The sequence below is a fragment of the Brevundimonas terrae genome (assembly GCF_011761985.1).
GTDB lineage: Bacteria > Pseudomonadota > Alphaproteobacteria > Caulobacterales > Caulobacteraceae > Brevundimonas > Brevundimonas terrae.
In genome coordinates this window covers 19,475-36,552 of the sequence record NZ_JAASQT010000009.1, presented here as the reverse complement: position 1 = coordinate 36,552, position 17,078 = coordinate 19,475, and the positions used below count along the sequence as shown (strand labels likewise).

The 17,078-nt window shown below is 53.1% G+C and carries 11 protein-coding genes and 2 pseudogenes; 2 read left to right on the top strand and 11 right to left on the bottom strand.

The features are described from left to right. Window position 1: 1 nt before the first annotated feature. Together FHS64_RS13840 and FHS64_RS14420 are read right to left on the bottom strand one after the other, a co-directional pair. On the bottom strand, window positions 2-1,813 hold the full coding sequence (locus FHS64_RS13840) for a hypothetical protein (RefSeq protein WP_208381046.1): 1,812 nt from the start codon (window positions 1,811-1,813) through the stop codon (window positions 2-4). A 193-nt stretch (window positions 1,814-2,006) separates the two neighbouring features. Next, window positions 2,007-2,301: pseudogene (locus tag FHS64_RS14420) on the bottom strand (DDE-type integrase/transposase/recombinase); the annotation flags it as partial. 28 nt (window positions 2,302-2,329) lie between these two features. Between FHS64_RS14420 and FHS64_RS13835 the strand changes: the two are divergent. Next, on the top strand, window positions 2,330-3,226 hold the full coding sequence (locus FHS64_RS13835) for an RES family NAD+ phosphorylase (RefSeq protein ID WP_243863003.1): 897 nt from the start codon (window positions 2,330-2,332) through the stop codon (window positions 3,224-3,226). Between the two features lie 60 nt (window positions 3,227-3,286). On the opposite strand, the gene FHS64_RS13830 is transcribed toward FHS64_RS13835, so the two are convergent. The 9 genes and pseudogenes from FHS64_RS13830 to FHS64_RS13790 form a co-directional block, all read right to left on the bottom strand. After that, window positions 3,287-3,979 (bottom strand): IS6 family transposase, encoded by a 693-nt coding sequence (locus FHS64_RS13830; RefSeq protein ID WP_167179339.1) that lies wholly within the window; start codon window positions 3,977-3,979, stop codon window positions 3,287-3,289. A gap of 157 nt (window positions 3,980-4,136) precedes the next feature. Next, the gene (locus tag FHS64_RS13825; protein WP_167179337.1) at window positions 4,137-5,780 is read right to left on the bottom strand and encodes a recombinase family protein; all 1,644 of its coding nucleotides are present in this window, start codon (window positions 5,778-5,780) and stop codon (window positions 4,137-4,139) included. Beyond that, window positions 5,767-6,192 carry a DUF2924 domain-containing protein gene (locus tag FHS64_RS13820; protein ID WP_167179335.1) on the bottom strand — a complete coding sequence of 142 codons (426 nt, stop codon included), beginning with the start codon at window positions 6,190-6,192 and terminating at the stop codon, window positions 5,767-5,769. The genes FHS64_RS13825 and FHS64_RS13820 overlap by 14 nt, the downstream gene beginning before the upstream one ends. A 332-nt stretch (window positions 6,193-6,524) precedes the next feature. Next, on the bottom strand, window positions 6,525-7,055 hold the full coding sequence (locus FHS64_RS13815; RefSeq protein WP_167179333.1) for a hypothetical protein: 531 nt from the start codon (window positions 7,053-7,055) through the stop codon (window positions 6,525-6,527). 96 nt (window positions 7,056-7,151) lie between these two features. Then, a complete protein-coding gene (locus FHS64_RS13810) occupies window positions 7,152-10,355 on the bottom strand; it encodes a TonB-dependent receptor (protein ID WP_243863000.1) in 3,204 nt (1,067 codons plus the stop codon). A gap of 177 nt (window positions 10,356-10,532) precedes the next feature. Then, entirely contained in the window at window positions 10,533-11,474 is a 942-nt protein-coding gene (locus FHS64_RS13805) for a FecR family protein (protein ID WP_167179331.1), read from the bottom strand. A gap of 68 nt (window positions 11,475-11,542) precedes the next feature. Then, window positions 11,543-12,067 (bottom strand): RNA polymerase sigma factor, encoded by a 525-nt coding sequence (locus FHS64_RS13800; RefSeq protein ID WP_167179329.1) that lies wholly within the window; start codon window positions 12,065-12,067, stop codon window positions 11,543-11,545. 79 nt (window positions 12,068-12,146) lie between these two features. Next, on the bottom strand, window positions 12,147-14,321 hold the full coding sequence (locus FHS64_RS13795) for a TonB-dependent receptor (RefSeq protein WP_167179327.1): 2,175 nt from the start codon (window positions 14,319-14,321) through the stop codon (window positions 12,147-12,149). 443 nt (window positions 14,322-14,764) lie between these two features. Continuing rightward, window positions 14,765-15,457 (bottom strand): annotated as a pseudogene (locus FHS64_RS13790) (IS6 family transposase). Window positions 15,458-15,794: 337 nt separating this feature from the next. Between FHS64_RS13790 and FHS64_RS13785 the strand changes: the two are divergent. After that, window positions 15,795-17,063 (top strand): NAD(P)/FAD-dependent oxidoreductase, encoded by a 1,269-nt coding sequence (locus FHS64_RS13785; RefSeq protein ID WP_167179325.1) that lies wholly within the window; start codon window positions 15,795-15,797, stop codon window positions 17,061-17,063. Window positions 17,064-17,078 lie beyond the last annotated feature (15 nt).

The window sequence follows — 17,078 nt, the reverse complement described above, 5'->3', positions numbered from 1 at the left end:
CTCACAGTCTCACGCTGACACGTCGGGAATTGGCGCGCCCATCATCTGTCACATCCAAGAAGCAAAGTTCGAACGCGTCGCCGTGGGCAGGTCCATCCAAGGCTTGCCTACACTTCGCCGCGCTGAGAAGCCGCGCCTTAAGCGCCAAGAAGTCTTCGAAGCACTCCAACGAAAAGCTCGTAGGCAGGGCCCCGTCCGCGACACGGCAGAGAAACTCGAAGCGGGTCGGCGTGAGCGTGAGGGTGACGGGGGGCGGATCGTCATCGCGAGCGAAGCTCACCTTAAGATCGATCTGCGCGTCGTTTCCCGCCACTATCGCGACCTCCTCGCCGCTCTTACGTGGCACGGACAGGAACTCCTCGACGAGGCTGCTGATCTTCGTCTCCGAATGGGTTCCGGATGTCGCCAAGACCAACTGATCCGCAGTCTGGATCAGCATACCTGAAAACACTCGATTCAAGCCGCGCACAATCCGGGTCAACGTCTCGCGCGCGGGCGGTCGGGTCTGAGCTTCGGCCGCCGCGAGGTATTCACCTGCATGCTTGAAGATTGTCAGATCCCAAACGCTGCCCGTTATCGGATCTGAATCTGGCAATGTGAAGAATAGCCGCTGACGTTGACCTCGGAGAAGATTGAGGAACGTCGCCTGCGCACTGCTCTCTGCGCCCTCGAGATAGTCCAGCTGGGCGCGGGCAAATGCAGTGGTCGCCCCGTAGTGGACGTCCGCACGCATTAAAGAATCATACCGCACCTGGAGATGGGGGTCATCGGCTCCGTATACCAGCAGACTGTCTACGGCATTACTTGTCTCCTGCCCTACACCGAACAAGGCAAGTTTGGCGAAGGGGTCCGTCCGTTCCGCCACGCTGGGTTTGAGGTTCTCGCCAAAGACGTTCCGATAGAGGCTAGCCCCGTCGCTCCGCCCCTGGTGCGCCAGCTGTACGGCTTCGGGACAGGTCATCAAACCATGGCGAGCTTCAGGATGGCCCAAAATCATGTTGGTGACGAGCACCAACAGTTGGCGGATCGGGAAATGGTGACCGTTCAACTCACTGATGCGGACCAAATTCTGCAGTCGCAACTTAAGCCGCTCGCCGCTCTCATCCTCCAAGAGACGTTCGCGGTTGATGAGGATGGGGCATTGGCCCGCGGCACCGCAGTCCTGGCACCCATCCCAGCCGTCGTGTGTCACGATCTCGCGGATCACATGCATCAAGTGGTCCGCTGCAGGCCATCGGCTCAGATCGAAAAGCTGGATATGAGTGCCTTGGGGGGGCGCTCGCCCCGTGACCATCAAGGCCTCGACAGCATTTGTAAGGCCATCAACTTGCTTGCTATCGGCCACGGCTTTCAGCCGCTCAAGCAGCTGACCATGGTTGGCCGCGATGAGGTAGAGCGTCATGCGCTGCGGATCGACGATGTCGGTGCCGAGTTGACGGATCAACTCGTCGCTCTCAAGCTCGCCGAGTTCGCTGAGATCCTTAACAATGACGAGCTTTCTATCACCGATAAACAGGCTCTGGACTTTATTGCCCTCATCCCAGTCCTGATCGCTACCTCCAAGCGCCAACCATACGGCTCGGCAATGGTAAGTTTTCCCATCACCTGCGGTGCCGGTGAGGATAACGCTGTCCGGCATCGTAGCCCTGAAGTTTTCTAGCAGCGCATCGATACATTGCGCCGGCAGCGTCAGAGGCTTCAGCTTGGTCCGCCGTAGTGCACGCCGAATGCTTTCGTCGTACATATTGTCGTTACTCGGAATAGGCCCATAGCTTCTCAGAAAGCGAACCCAAGCCGACGTATTAATCGTCATCCAACCCCTCCCGAACGTCGACAGCTCTCTTTTCAAGTGTAGTCGACGCCCCCCCTCAAGCATCATCTGCATACTTAGACGACTTTGCGTGTCGGCGCACTAGGTTGAGTAAGATCATTTCGTCGATGTGCTGTCATCTGCGAACATACCCTGCACTGCAAGGGTGAAGATGGTAGGAAGTAACGATGTGCTGCTGCCGTTCACGTCGTCGAATTGGCAGATAAGAATTCCCAACGCGGTTATTGTCTCGCAGTCGACCGGGACGATGAAGATGCCTCAGTTCCAACTGATCAAGCGCCGCACCGTAAGATGCCAGCCCATCTGTTGTGATGGTTTCCAGCTTGACAGGCTTGATTGCGCAAAAAACGCTTAAGCAGCCTCAATACCGCCTATGTATCCCGTCGCCGTTTGACCACGACGTCTAAAACCTCGCCTTCATCATTAACCGCGCACCACAGATACATACGCCGGCCGCCACAGATAAATTCGGCGTCCACGGTTTCTGACAACCACTTGATGGTTCTCATCCGGCGCGGCATCCATAAGCTCGAAAGTTTATTGGTTAAAATGGCGGGAGTGGACGTGAGCAACAAGAATCGCAGTGGGGCGGAATTTGCGCATTGGGACAGCTATTCACGGTTCGTGAAGAAAGTTCGTTATACCAACCGCTACATTCTAGAGGACGAAGAACGCCGCTTTCTAGATGCGGTACTCGCCACGATCCGTGATCGCGATGAGGACCTTAAGGTGGACCATATCCTTTATCGGGCACAACGCGGCATCGACATCGTCGACCGAACTGATGAGGACGGCAATTGGATCGGTGAGGACGTTTGGGGTTACGGTTCCTCGCGCATGAAACCTCTCGCTGATCGCGCGCGCGAAGGGCGCGCGAATCCCATGGGCATTCCGGTCCTTTACGTCGCCAGCACGATCGAGACGGCGGTTTCTGAAGTCAGGCCATGGGTCGGATCCGAGCTTTCCGTCGCCAAGTGCCGGGTAGTTCGTCCGCTTCGAACGCTCGATCTGTCAGTTGGTCATGGCCAGTCGCCATTTGCGGGCGCAATTTTTCGATACTTACTGAATGAGGATCAATTGAATGCAGAAGAGAAAAAGAAGGCTGTCTGGACCCAAATTGACAATGCTTTCTCGGAGCCGGTGACGGCATCCGATGAACGCGCTGATTACGCGCCGACCCAGATATTGGCGGAGCTTTTTCGCAGCGCTGGTTATGACGCGATTGCCTATAAGAGCCACTTTGGCGATCAGGAGAATATCAAGGGATACAATATCGCGATCTTCGATCCTTCCACTGTCGAGATTGTCAGTTGCACACCTTACCGCGTGAATTCGATCAAGGTGGCAGCTGAACCCATTGGAAATCCCTGGTTCAAATCCCATCCCGGTCACTGAGATCAGAGGGGGCTGTCAGGTTAATTGAACCCAGTCAAAAGCCCCCTTCCCGGCTCAATATCATACGGTAGCGGCTGCCCAAGCAGCATCCGCATCGACGCGAAAGCGACGAAGTGTGGATCGGCTGATCAGATGACGCTGGATGTTGAAAGTGTTGTAGACCGCCGCGTGGGTGGTGAGAAATCTCTGCGCTGAGGCTTGGGATTTGAACCGCTGCATCTGCCGTTCGCGTCGCCGGATCGGCAGATGTGAGTTCTCAACGCGGTTATTGTCTCGTAGCCGACCAGGACGATGGAGATGTCGCAGCTCCAACTGATCAAGCGCCGCGCCGTACGATGCCAGCCCGTCCGTTGTGATGCTTTCTGGCTCAACCGGTTGATTGTGAAGAAGGCGCTTGATCAACTTCAAAGCCGCCTCTGTATCACGCCGACGCTGGACGATGACGTCCAAAATCTCACCTTCGTCATCCACCGCACGCCACAGATACATACGTCGGCCACCGATTTTGCAAACCATCTCATCTAAATGCCAACGGCCCGTCGGCGGCTGCCTTTGCTTCTTCAGACGCCGTGCAATCAGAGGACCGAACTTGATCGTCCAACACCGTATCGTCTCGTAGCTGACATCGACTCCGCGTTGGGCCATCAGCTCCTCTACATCGCGGAAGCTAAGATTAAACCGAAAGTACAACCACACGGCATGACGGATCACTTCGGCCGGAAAGCGATGACGTTTAAACGATAGCGGCTTCATAAAACGCCTACTCCACCAATGGCTTGAAGCCGTCAAAGTGGAGCACCTTTAGCGTTAGACTGACAGCACCTCTTCCAGTCAGTCAATAAATCTCTAGTGATTTCAAACACATTAGAGACTTTTTAGATCCTTGCCTAAAACTACCTCAGTCGGGCCGTCAGACGTCGCTCGTTCCGTACACGACCCGGTTCTGTTCTGACCAACTGAGTGGAACAGCTTTTAGCGCGTTTAACTTTGCGAGAACTTCGGCACTCAAGCGTCCATTCAGAATGGCGGCTTGTATTTTGGGTGACAGGAACACCCAATCCAACCGATGCAATCTGATGTTGGCAGGCCGATCTGCTTTCGGCTCCGATAGTGCCTTCCGCATAGGCGCGTATGCAGCATGCGCGGCTCGAAGCTTCTTTACCGCCGCAAGCTTGATGGCGTTTGCAGGACTATCTGGCAGTGCCTGAGCATCTTCGACCCAGGTGCGACCACCATGCATTTTCAGGCGAGCCAATATGGAAAGCCGTACAAGATCGAACCGAGAGGGCTCGGGTAATAATCGATCGCCGACCCAAAGCTTCTTCTCTAAGTCCTGAACCGTTGCGCCATGTGAATTGAAATCATTGAGCGCTTTGAGGTTGATGACCACCTGAACCGATGCGCTATGAATCTCAACGCGAACCACCAGATCACGCAACACCTCGGTCGTGATCTCTTCCTTCCCTACGCCTGCAAGTTCAACAACCCTCCTTTGGACAAGGTCGTCCAAAGCTTTGCAGGGCACTCGACCCAAGCCATCTGGATTACTCAGTCCCGGAGCCAGTCTCGGCGCAACATAGTACCCATAGGTTCGTCGCTTTCCGGGGATGAATTGCGGCACCATTTTCTGCCCGAACTCATCAAATATTCGGCCATGCAGCTTCGCTCGTTCGAGATTGGGCGCGCGACGTTTCCAAACGTCCGCGCGGTGGCTGAGAAGCGTTTGAACAGTATCGAACAGACGTTGATCAATCAGAGCTTCGTGACGCCCTGCGTACACCGCTCCCTTATGGCAAATGAGCCCAAGGTAGGTCTTGTTTTGAAGCAGGTATCGTAAAGCTCCACGACTGAACGGAGCCCCTGCCCTTATGGTCCCGTTTTGACCTTTATGTGCCTTGGTACGAATACCATTATCCATCAAATGCTGTTGAAGATCGCACAGAGAGCGACACACGGTGAAGCGTTCAAAGATAAACCGGACGACTGCGGCCCCTTCCTCATTGACCCTGAGCCTACGGTCTCCAGAAGCATCGGGCGGATCATAACCGAGAGGCACGGTTCCGCCCATCCACATACCTTTGACCTTTGAGGCTAAAACCTTGTCGCGGATCCGTTCACCGGTGACCTCACGTTCGAACTGCGCAAATGATAGGAGTATATTGAGCGTAAGCCTGCCCATAGAACTGTTCGTATTAAAGGCTTGGGTAACGCTCACAAAGGCCGCGCTGTGTTTGTCCAAGCACTCGAGAATTCGGGCGAAATCAGCCAGTGAGCGGGTCAGCCGATCAACCTTATAGACCACGACAACATCGATCCGTTTAGCCTCAACATCATGCAAGAGATGCTGAAGCCCGGGTCGCCCCATGCTCGCACCTGAAAAGCCGCCATCGTCGTATCGTGTACGAACAACCGTCCAACCTTCCCCGCCCTGCGATTGGACATACGCCTCGCAATACTCTCTTTGCGCATGCAGAGAGTTGAAGACCTGATCCAGTCCTTCTTCGGTGCTTTTGCGCGTGTAGATCGCGCACCTGAGACGCTCACGATGCTCCATGCCCGCCTCCCGGCCGAAGCCCGAAGAAACGTGGTCCGTTCCAACGCACGCCCGTGATCTCACGCGCTATTGCGGACAAGCTACGGTATGTACGATCTCGGTATCGAAATCCTCGGGCTTCTGCGACGACCTCATGGACTATACCCTGATACTCGCGCGCGACACGGCTACCTTCTAGTAGGGTCTGAATTACCGGCGTAGCTGTTGATTTTAGATGCCTGCGATCCACGGCACTCAGATCGCCGTAAAGTTCAGTCTGAAGACGCCAGGCCAAAAGATACCGCAGTAGCCTTACAGAGCGTAAAGTTGGAGGCGTGCCCCAACGTTTGCGCCACTCGTCTTGCACTGATGAAAGCGAGCAGCGTTCCAAGCTGGCAAGAAAGACTTCTAACTCGTCATCGACAGCGGGCATGCGTCCCTCTCCCGAAAGAAAATCCGCCCCGCTGCGTCAGTTAAATATCACAAATACACTCAAATATAAACGATCAAATACAATCGCTTATAGCCCGATCAGTGGAGACTATTTACGGACTGTATAGGTCTACCGACCAAACAATGCAAAACAGACTGTGTAGGTCCACCCTCCAGATTATTTGTAGAATGTATAATTTCAATTAAGAAAGAAGGCCGGACAAATTAATGACCGGCCTTAGTGTGTAAAGAAAATATGGGAAGTATATCGCCAGAAAACTACAAGCAACAAAGTCGAGACGTCTTTGACAGACGCCCCGACTTCGTCACGAGTTAGTTCATACGGAACTCACCGACAGTGGGAGCTACAGGGGTAATAGAAAGAGTTCCACCTACATAACAGGGAGTTGGTGCCCCGCCCGCCAAACCAGGCACGGATCCAGTCGTAGACTCAATGCGGTTAGGCCCCTTTGAACCCCAGTAGAGGGTGAGCGGCGACAGGCTGCCGATGCAGGTTCCGCTGCCAGCCTGAACCTGAACATCCAACCTGATCTCTCCCTCATCAACGCCTTTTGAGATCTTATGAATACGCCAAGTCGTGGTTATCGGGTTAATTAAGGACCCACAAAGAGCGGTAGTTCCAGGAGCAAATGCTACATTTGTAAAGTTTGCATCACCAGATGAATTAACTTCAATTACTGATGTGACTCTACAGCTAACACCAGCGATTGTTTGATAAAGAACCAGATCTCCAACAGCATTATATTTACCAGGAGCTGTTAGAAAATCTCCAGCACTAGCTGACGCAGCACCAAACAAGGACATGACAGCAACTGATGACGCGGCAATAAGCAACTTCTTCATGATCAATAATCCTTTATATGTTTTATATCAAACTAGAAAATTAATTTTCCTAGTAAAACTATTATTACGGTAATTTTTCAAACGTCAACCAATATACTAAAAAACTTTAGTGATGTTAAAGCCAATTACTCTAGGATCTAATGTAAAAACGTTTGTTGTAAGCATTGTGTCATCGCTATTGGTGAATGCATCCACTACAGGAGTATCATTTATTACATTTTTGGCATAAATGCTTACACTAATACCGTTATTTGGCATCTCAACATTTACGGATACATTGAGATTTCCCCACCCTTTCAATTTATCGTATTCAGTGTTGTATACTCTAAAATAGCTTTCCGCCTGCCTATAGTAATCACCCCTAAGAACAATATCAGAGCTTCCAAGGTTCCACACATACTCAGCACCTATGCTGACCGTCCAACGAGGCGCATTTGGTAGCTCATTCCCACCAATATCGGCCAAGAAACCACGCCCGTTATTAGGCGCATCGATCAAAGGATTGTAGGTAATACCGTACAATGCCCAGAATGGAGTCCCTCCAGAGAATGTAGGATCAAAGGATCCGTAGTTCTTCGAGCCACCACACAACACCTGCAAGGAAAGCTGCTTCAGGTTTTCCGCATAAGCTGAACTGAGAATTTTTTCGACGATGCTAGTGGGTGCCACGCAATTCGAAGGCACCTGGACCCAAGGGCGCAAAACCATCCAGTCTTTATTGCCTTGAGTGCGGTCCATAACATCAATGGACCCGGAACCGTCAGCCAAGCGTGTTTTTAGATAGCCAAAATTACCATCAACCCTGAATTTCGAGTTCACTTGATATGAAACTTCCAGTTCAAGCCCCATACTTTCAGCATCAAAGTTTTCATTTAAAGAGATACGATCTACGATCTGCGAAACCTGATAATCGCTATAGTCATAATAGAATGCAGTAGCATTAATCCGCATACGCCCGTCGAGCGCATTAGACTTCACGCCAACTTCGAAAGCATTAACAAACTCAGGATCAAAAGTTGAAGATTGCGGGAGATACTGCACGACAGCTGGATTTATACCAGCACGCGGCGGATTAGTTCCCCCACCTTTGTAACCCCGCGCATAGGACGCGTAGGCCATCAGATCGCTAGACGGCTTCCAGTCCAAAACCAACCGCCCTGTCGTTGCGGACCAGTTTTGCTCGATATCTGGCAGCGCTTCAAACCCCCGCGCAAGGGAACCACCCGTTAGATTACCATACCCGAGGCTATCTCGCGTCCCTAGCAGCAACTGAGTCGGATAAGGCGTCGTCGTCTTGCTATCATCAGTGTATCTGAGACCCGCAGTCAAACGAAACGTATCAGAAATTTTAAAATAAGCCTCGCCGAACAAACCGTAAGATTCGATAGTTACTTCATTTTTACTTCTAAAATAATTATGGCCATCGCCTTCAATATTATCAATTTTAGATCTATCTACATATACGCACTCATTCTTACTTCCATCTACACATTGTATAGCCACAGGACTACCAAACAATCCTCCAGGACCGAGGACTTTATTGTACCATTGCTCAGCTATAAGTGTGAATACGTTGTTAAAAACATAATAATCATCTTTCGTATCAAATTTCAGATAATTAGCACCAAAATTAAAGTCAAACGGACCATCAAAATTTGACTGTAACCTAAATTCTTGGAAAAATTGTTCATTTTCTGATTTGCTAAGATCAACCGCTAACATCCGGCGAGATGGTCCGAGCTGCGGATCCGTATACACGCCGCCTGGAGCGGCATTGTATATGCTTGGATCAATTACAAGAGGCTGACCAAAGGCATTGTAATAATCATTATAATCACTGCGATTAAATATCTCGTTAGATACGTAACGCATATAATCTTGCGTAGACCAGAAATAATCCTTTGCATAGCTAGTCTGAGATACAAACGTTACATTCGGTGAGAAATCATATTCTACGTTCAGCTGGTAAACATCATTGTCAGCTCGGAACTTCGGGTCATAGCTAGTTGCGATCTCACGGAGGTTTCTGGACTGAACAACACCAGCATAGGGATTGGTGCCAGCTGTAATCGCAGAAACCACTCCCGCACTGCGGCTCGTGCCATAGTTGGCGTTAGCTGCAGCCCAGATTTGCGCCATCCCAATCCCGTTCGGCGTACCGTAAGCTGCATCGTCAAACAGACTGCCAGGCTGACAGCCCTGACTTAGAATACCCCGAAGGTAGGTACTTGTAAGAGTATAATTACCAACTTGGGTAGGCCCTGGATCGGTCGTACAAAGCTGCTTGCCTGTACGGGAGCGGTTGTCGTCTTCGCCAAAACTTTCCCAAATCAGGTTAGCGCGAAAATTGTCATTTGGCTCCCAAGCTGCTGACAATCGCACGGAGTGCAAATCGCGGCCGTTCACATGGGTTTCATTAAAGGTATTGTAGTCGAAGCCATCCCGCTTGGTCATTCCGGCTGCAGCCCGAACCCAAAAACTATCGGTTAGAGGAATGTTTAGCATCATCTGACTACGGATTGAGCCGTAGTTGCCGACCTCAGCCTTCAGCATGGCTTCAAAATCAGGTCCCGGCAGATTAGGGAACATATTGACCACACCGGCGGTGGCATTGCGACCATAGAGGGTCCCCTGTGGTCCCCGCAACACCTCGACACGGTTCACGTCGAGATATTCCTGCTCAAACAGACGGTTACGAATAAGGGGGGTATTGTTGAAGCTGACCGCCACAGCAGGGTCTGACGATGCTGAAACCGCCTTTGTGCCAATCCCTCGGATAGAGAAGTTGTACATGCTGAAGTTGCCCTTGGAGAAGGTCACGTTCGGCACGGCGCGGAAAAGTTCGGACCCGCCCTCAATTTTCATAGCGTCCAGGCTCTCAGTCGAAAATGCTGAGACAGCGATTGGCACGTCCTGGATAGATTCCCTACGCTTCTGGGCTGTTACGACGATATCGGCGACGGTTGTCGGTTCCTGAATGCTTAGGTCCTGCCCGAAATGCTGGTCGTTTCCCCCCGCGTCCCCCTGCCCAATACGAACAAGACGCACAGCATTTGGACCAGAGAACTCGGCACTGAGGTCAGTACCGGCCAGAAGTTGGCTTAGCGCTTCTTCGATTGGCATGTCGCCCGAAACGGCGCGCCCCCTTAAGCCTGAGGTGAGGGACTGATCGGCAGCGATGGAAATACGAGCTTGGCGTCCGAATTCCAACAGACTCTGCGATAAGGGGGCCGGGCGAATATTGAACGACGCAACTGCCGACTGGGCCGAGGCCACGAATGGCACTGCCGCAATCATCATGGCGGCGCATCCAGCCCCCGCCAGCATACGCAGACGTGAAAAACGGACACACGAAGACCGCAGCACCATAAGCCCCTCCCATTCAAAATATCGTTGTTTTGTAGGAGTAGACGATTCAGGAGGCTGTACACCCTACCTCCCCTCGCGTTTTTTTTTCAAACAACCACGAGCCAGAGCTCAAACGAAAGGCTTGAGCCGGTCCTCATAGCTGTCTGGGTGAATATCTGCGTTCAGTAAGGAAGCCAGACGCTTTACCGTATCGGTGCGATCATCAATCACCAACCTGAGCGTAACGCGGCGCTGCCCCAGAGTCGGATCGACAGTAACCGGGCGTTCATAGAAGCGATTGACGTCCCTCATTATCTGATCAACCGGCGCATCCTCATAAGTCAGGACGCGCTGACGCCATTCATCGACCGCACCTACAGAAATCTGAGAGATCTTTATCGGGACCCGCGTGGGGTAGGCTGTATCCCGGACCTGAAGAAGTTGCCCTGCCCGAAGGAGCACTGGTTTACCATCGCCATTCAGGCGCCGAACTTCCACCACGCCTTCCTTGACCGCGACATCTAAGCTGTGATCGCGTTTGCGTACGTTGAACGCCGTACCCACAGCACGAACCTCATACCCAGCAGCCTGCACAAGGAAAGGCCGTTCAGGATCCTTGTGGACGACAAAAGTCGCCTCCCCCTCATTCAAAAGTACCCGGCGTTCGCGGCTGCTTATGTCGTAGCGCACCCGAGTTACAACATTCAGGGCGACGATACTCCCGTCAGGCAGCTCTTGGCTCCGCTGCTCCCCAATGCCTGTCACAGCCAGTGGTCCGTGAAACTTCCATACAGCGCTTGCAGCCACCACCCCTGTTAAGCCGATCACTAACGCTGCGGCGACAATAGCGCGGTGATGACGCTTAGGTATTTGATGTCGCACAGGTGGAACCACATCACCTACAGAGGCCAGCTCTCCCCAAACCTCATGCACGTGATTCAGTGCAGCTTGATGAACTGGATCTGCTCGCCACGCATCGAAGGCCTGCCGTTCTTCCAGTGCCATAGGCCCTCGCCTCTGGACCGCGAACCATTGAGCCGCTTCTTGCTGAATGTTGTCGTCTAATACCATGAGCCAGTGCGTTGTTGGCTGGGGAAGCCCAAGTTTACCCTTAATAGACGAACGAACAGCACTATTCCCTACTTCTCGAACTCATCATTCGGCATTTTTCTTATCAGTTCAAGCATAGCCGCCGAGATATGTTTCTCAACCGCCTTGATGCTCACACCCATCTCTCGAGCGATCTCGAGATAGGTAAATCCATCGATGCGGTGCATCAAAAATGCCTCACGACGGCGGCTCGGCATATCTTCAATCACCATCAATGCGCGCCGAAGGCGTTCATTCACTAGCAATGCGCGCTCAGGATCTGCCGCAAGACAGGTATGCTGCTCATCTATTGCTTCAGCTCGAAACAACCGAGTGGTCAGAGCGCGTGAACGCAGGCGATCGATCACCAAGTTTCTCGCCAGACGATATAATAAATGGGTAGGCGCTGCGATGGGTTCACGGTTTGCAGTTTCGACAAGCTTGAGGCAGGCGTCCTGGGCTAGGTCTGCCTCATCTTCTTCAACACGACTAGTGATAGCGCGTAAGCCCCGAGCGCTTGATCGAAACGCTACTTCCAAATCCTCATGAGTCAGCACACGTAAAGGTGGCTTCATCACAACCCTCCCCAACCGCCGTTCTCTCTAAGCCTCTACTCTGGTCCCAACGTCAAGGCCGCGTCAACCCAAGCGCGATCTAGAAGCGGCGCTGTAGCGTCAACCGGACAGTTCGCCCGAGGGGGTCCTGTACATCACGCCCGTATCCTGGAGCCGCCGTTCCATCACCTAAATAGGCCGTACGCCGATTATCAAACAGATTTACTATGTCGAAATTGATCTGCAGTCGGCCGCCGCCTCGGCGTTGTGAGATGCCACTCTCATCTCCACGAGGACCACTTGATGCTAGCTGAAGACTAAACTTCAAGTCGATTGTCGTGAAAGGAGCGATAAGCAAATCGCCCAACCCATCCCGACCACTGACTTGACGGGTCCGATACTCGTCTTGCCATTGGATGGATGCATTCATGCCCCACCGCCCTCGCCTTGCGTCGATCATCAATTGGGCACTCTGCCGCGAAAGACCACCACCGTCACCCTCAAGGCGGTCCAGCTCCGGCAAACCAGCACGGAGTCGAACGATATTGGAAAGGTGGAAGCTATGGTTGAGTGCAACCCGCAATACGGTTGAATCCTGCCCACTAACGCCTACAGGGCGTGGGAGGTTGAAGTTAAGGCTGGTGTTTACGCTCTCGGACTTGGACGAGCTGAGATTCAGTGGACGATAGTCAATGCTAATTAGCCGTCCGTTGGAATCGCGACGTATCCTATCCGGGAATGCCGCCTCAATATCCTCCGACAGGCCCGGAAGCCCCCCTATGCCATCCGAAGACTCTGCGCGCACGTAGATCAAATTACCAAAAACAGCCCAGGACGTGAACGGCCCCAACGAACTGGTCAAGGAAAACCGATCAGATTGAGGAGGACGGAGGCCCGGATTCCCCCCTCGAAGAGGCAAGATTTCCACCATTTCGGCGGCGCGGAAATCATAGACCACCGTAGGCGAGCCGTAATATTCGGGCTCAGTCTTCAGTGCGCCCGGCACACTCTCGTTTGAAGATGCCCACTCACCATTCAGACGCACTTGGCGGTACGGCGACCACGACAATCCGAGACGAAGCTCTTCGCCCCGCGCGCCGTCGTTTTGGCGCATGCCCGCGCCGAGAGTCGCAGCAAGGTCTCCTATCACACCACCTAGCAGTGCAGGCTCCCCCTTTTTCGAAAGAGGGATCGCAAAAGTACTTTGCAAATCCTGCGAGCTGAAACCTCTGCTAAACTCATACTCATTTCGATCTATGAATGTGCGGCTCATGGTCAAGTTGGTATTCAGATTCGCAGTCAGAGGGCCCGCAGGAAGCTCAAAAACCGTACGCCGCATGCCCCCGGAAAGAGTGGCAGACTGGATTTCACTTTTTAGGTCCTGAAGGCCACTTTCCTGATTCACAGCAGCGCTTCCATTAAGATTGGCTTGTAAAAACCACCCCGCAACTTGACCGCTGAATCCTGCAGAAGTCGTCAACGAGTCGGACGAGCGATGCGTCTCGACCACATCTCCATCATATCGAACTCTTCCGTGGCTATCTTGTAACTGCGCGTTCATCGTCAAGCTACCCGTCCAACCGCCGACAGCTCGCGTCACGCTGAAGTTAGCAGACGCCGTGTCTGAATGAGGCCGCACTGTCACGTCAGCTTCGCCCGCCAAGTCACCTGTAAGGTAGCCGTGACGTTCTCCAGCCCTCAGCGCCGTATCGCGCGAAAGGCGTAGCCCTATTTGCTGCGTAGCAGGACCGACGATAGAGGAACGACGCAAATCCCCCGACGTCGAAGATGTCCCGCCTTGGATCGGCCGCGCCCCAACAAGTCGTGCATCGTAGCTGGAGAAGCGAGTCTGCAGCACCAAGTTGATAACCCGCTGCCCCGAAGCCGCGCCGTAAACTCCAGAGGCTTCTACGGGCAAAACCTCCACGCGAGCCAGCGCGTCAGGCGGGAACCCAGTATAAGCAGAGGTGTTAGGTGTCGGTTGACCGTTGATAAGGACAATAGGCTGTTCGCCAAGCCTATGCGTCTCTTTCATTCTCTGCAGAACTTCCTCGATGCTCCACACATGCAGAGCGTCGATATCCGCGCCATCCAGTTCGATTTCTGGCGCGATGAGGGCGCTCCCCCTTCGGGCGAACACTTCAACGTCGTCCACCTGAACAACCACATCAAGATTTTGTGCTACGGCTCGCCCTAACGACACTTCCTGGAGTGGCTCAATCGACGCGCTGCCGGGCTCAATGGCGTAGGCAGCGAATAGCAACAACCACGCCATACCTTGCCTCCCGACACGCCCCCTCGACCGCTCTTAGCGCTTCTAAATGAGACTTCAAATCACATCTAGCCTAAATATTTATTTTTATAACGCGCCGCACTAACATTCGTTAGAAATATTCTAGGAATTTCAAACAAAATTCGAACATAACTAAGTAATAATCTCGTAAAAAAAATCAAAGCATCAGAAATCAATGGAGTCGGCGCTATCACCTGCGGACGCCCTCCTACACTGCAAGGGTGAGTCTGGTTTGAAGTGACGATCTGGGTGGTGCGGTCACCTGTCCGGCCTGTTGGCCCGGCGTCGATGGCCGCTAGCCCTGATGGAGTCCGTTGGACCAGGCCCCAATCAGGTTATCTAGCTAAAGGCTCCGACAGGGTGCTGTCAGGATGAAAGCGTCAGGTTAACTGAGCGCATTTCAAAAGCCCCTACCCTGACAATTTTCAGGTGACAGCCGCCGCCCAAGCAGCATCCGCATCGCCACGAAAGCGACGAAGTGTGGTTCTGCTGATCAGATGGCGCTGGAGGTTGAAGGTGTTGTAGATCGCTGCATGAGTTGTGAGAAATCGCTGGGCTGAGGCTTGGGATTTGAACCTCTGCTGCTGACGTTCACGTCGTCGAATGGGCAGATGAGAATTCTCAACGCGGTTATTGTCTCGCAGTGGATCTGGACGATGAAGATGCCTCAGTTCCAACTGATCGAGCGCAGCCCCGTACGAAGCAAGCCCGTCCGTCGTGATGCTTTCGGGCTCGACGGGCTGGTTGCACAAAAGCCGTCTGAGCAGTTTCAAAGCCGCCTCTGTATCTCGTCGACGCTGAACGATTACGTCTAAAATCTCGCCTTCATCATCGACAGCGCGCCACAGATACATACGTCGGCCGCCGATCTTGCAAACCATTTCATCCAAATGTCAGCGGCCTGTGGGTGGCAATCTTCGCTTCTTTAAACGCCTAGCGATCAAAGGCCCGAGTTTGATCGCCCCGCGTCTGATCGTTTCGTAACTGACATCGATTCCGCGTTGCGCCATCAGTTCCTCGACATCGCGAAAGCTGAGATTAAAGCGAAAGTGCAACCACACGGCATGGCGGATCACTTCGGCTGGAAACCGGTGACGCTTAAACGATAAGGGCTTCATAAAAACGCCTACTCCACCAATAACTTGAAGCCATCAAAGTGGAGCACCTTTAGCGTTAGACTGACAGCACTCACGCACCTTGCCCCTCCCCGCCGCTGCATTCGGGCCGTGGAAGGAACGTACTCGTGGCTAGTGGGGTTTAAGGCAATGGATAGGTGACAACTCTCGGTCTCTAACGTCGAGGCCGCACTTGTCTGGTATCACCTGATACCTATGCGTGGAGATCAATATGCCCAAGTATGCTCTTCAACAGGCTAGGGCTGAAGGTATCGCCATGGGGCAAAGCCTTGCTCTCGATCTAACTCTTCACTCCGGCTCAAAGCTGAAGGCCTAACGCATGGAGCAAGAAACTTCTCCCCCCTCGCCTTCTGCAACAGCCGAACGTGATCTCCGAACGGGACATCCGCTGTGGGCGGATTCAAACGCTCTGGGCGTAGCAACTAAGGCCCTATCAACCAGCACGGCGGTTGATATTGCGATAATAGGTGCCGGCGTGACCGGAGCCTTTATGGCTCACGCCCTCGCATCCTCCGCTGACAATCTGAAAGAGGCTTTCAGAAGATCGCCCCAAATCCTTGTCCTAGACCGACGCCCACCTCTTCAAGGTTCCACGCTGGCTTCCACGGCGATGCTGCAATGGGAAATCGACCTTCCTCTTGTCGAGTTGACCAAGAAGATAGGGCTTGAGAAGGCGTCCCGGGCGTACAGGCGTTGCTATCGTGCGCTCGAAGACCTGACCGAACTCGTCAGATCCGAGCATATCCGTTGCGCATTCGAGGAACGCGCAACGCTATATCTCGCGGGCGATCAATATGGTTCGCGTGCCTTGGCGACAGAGGTTGAGGCAAGAACCGATCTGGGCCTTCCCAGCCAGTACCTCTCGGCCTCCGACCTCCGTGAGCGATTTGGAATAGATCGCACCGGTGCAATCCTCAGTCAGGGCTCGGCATCCGCTAATCCTGGCCAGCTCGCAGCTGCTCTACTGCGCCGCTCCATCGATCTGGGCACAAGGGTTATCTCGCCAGCAGAGGTTCTTGACGTTCTGGCTGACCCCGAAGGTGTAAGCTTGAAACTCGCGCATGGCGTGGTGGTACGGGCCAGAAAGGTTGTGTTTTGCACCGGCTACGAACTGCCCGAAATGGTCCGCATACCTAAAGCGGATATCCTTTCGACCTGGGCCATTGCATCGGATCGATCGGCCATAATGCCCGACTGGCTAAAGTCCATGATGGTTTGGGAAGCTTCCGATCCCTACCTCTATTTTCGCTCTACACCTGACGGCCGGATCATTCTGGGAGGCGAGGATGAAGAAGATCCAGAACGCCATACCATCAGCCGGCTTCTCGACACCAAGGCGGCAATCCTGAAAAAGAAGCTGGAACAGCTTGTTCCCGATATCTCGCTTGAGCCCCAATATAAATGGGCGGGCGCATTCGGCAGCAGCACTACAGGCTTGCCATTTATCGCTCCGGCCAAAGACATGAATAATGTCTGGGTGGTGGCTGGTCTGGGTGGCAACGGCATTACCTATTCGGTCATCGCCAGTCAGATCATCACAGCCGCTTTTAGTGGATCAAACGATAAAGACAGCGATCTGTACCTTTGATCTGACACGCACCAA

Coding starts and splice junctions, on each gene's coding strand:
- FHS64_RS13840 (WP_208381046.1), bottom strand. CDS start 1,813: ATGACGATTAATACGTCGGCTTGGGTTCGCTTTCTGAGAAGCTATGGG.
- FHS64_RS13835 (WP_243863003.1), top strand. CDS start 2,330: ATGGTTCTCATCCGGCGCGGCATCCATAAGCTCGAAAGTTTATTGGTT.
- FHS64_RS13830 (WP_167179339.1), bottom strand. CDS start 3,979: ATGAAGCCGCTATCGTTTAAACGTCATCGCTTTCCGGCCGAAGTGATC.
- FHS64_RS13825 (WP_167179337.1), bottom strand. CDS start 5,780: ATGGAGCATCGTGAGCGTCTCAGGTGCGCGATCTACACGCGCAAAAGC.
- FHS64_RS13820 (WP_167179335.1), bottom strand. CDS start 6,192: ATGCCCGCTGTCGATGACGAGTTAGAAGTCTTTCTTGCCAGCTTGGAA.
- FHS64_RS13815 (WP_167179333.1), bottom strand. CDS start 7,055: ATGAAGAAGTTGCTTATTGCCGCGTCATCAGTTGCTGTCATGTCCTTG.
- FHS64_RS13810 (WP_243863000.1), bottom strand. CDS start 10,355: ATGATGATTGCGGCAGTGCCATTCGTGGCCTCGGCCCAGTCGGCAGTT.
- FHS64_RS13805 (WP_167179331.1), bottom strand. CDS start 11,474: ATGGTATTAGACGACAACATTCAGCAAGAAGCGGCTCAATGGTTCGCG.
- FHS64_RS13800 (WP_167179329.1), bottom strand. CDS start 12,067: ATGAAGCCACCTTTACGTGTGCTGACTCATGAGGATTTGGAAGTAGCG.
- FHS64_RS13795 (WP_167179327.1), bottom strand. CDS start 14,321: ATGGCGTGGTTGTTGCTATTCGCTGCCTACGCCATTGAGCCCGGCAGC.
- FHS64_RS13785 (WP_167179325.1), top strand. CDS start 15,795: ATGGAGCAAGAAACTTCTCCCCCCTCGCCTTCTGCAACAGCCGAACGT.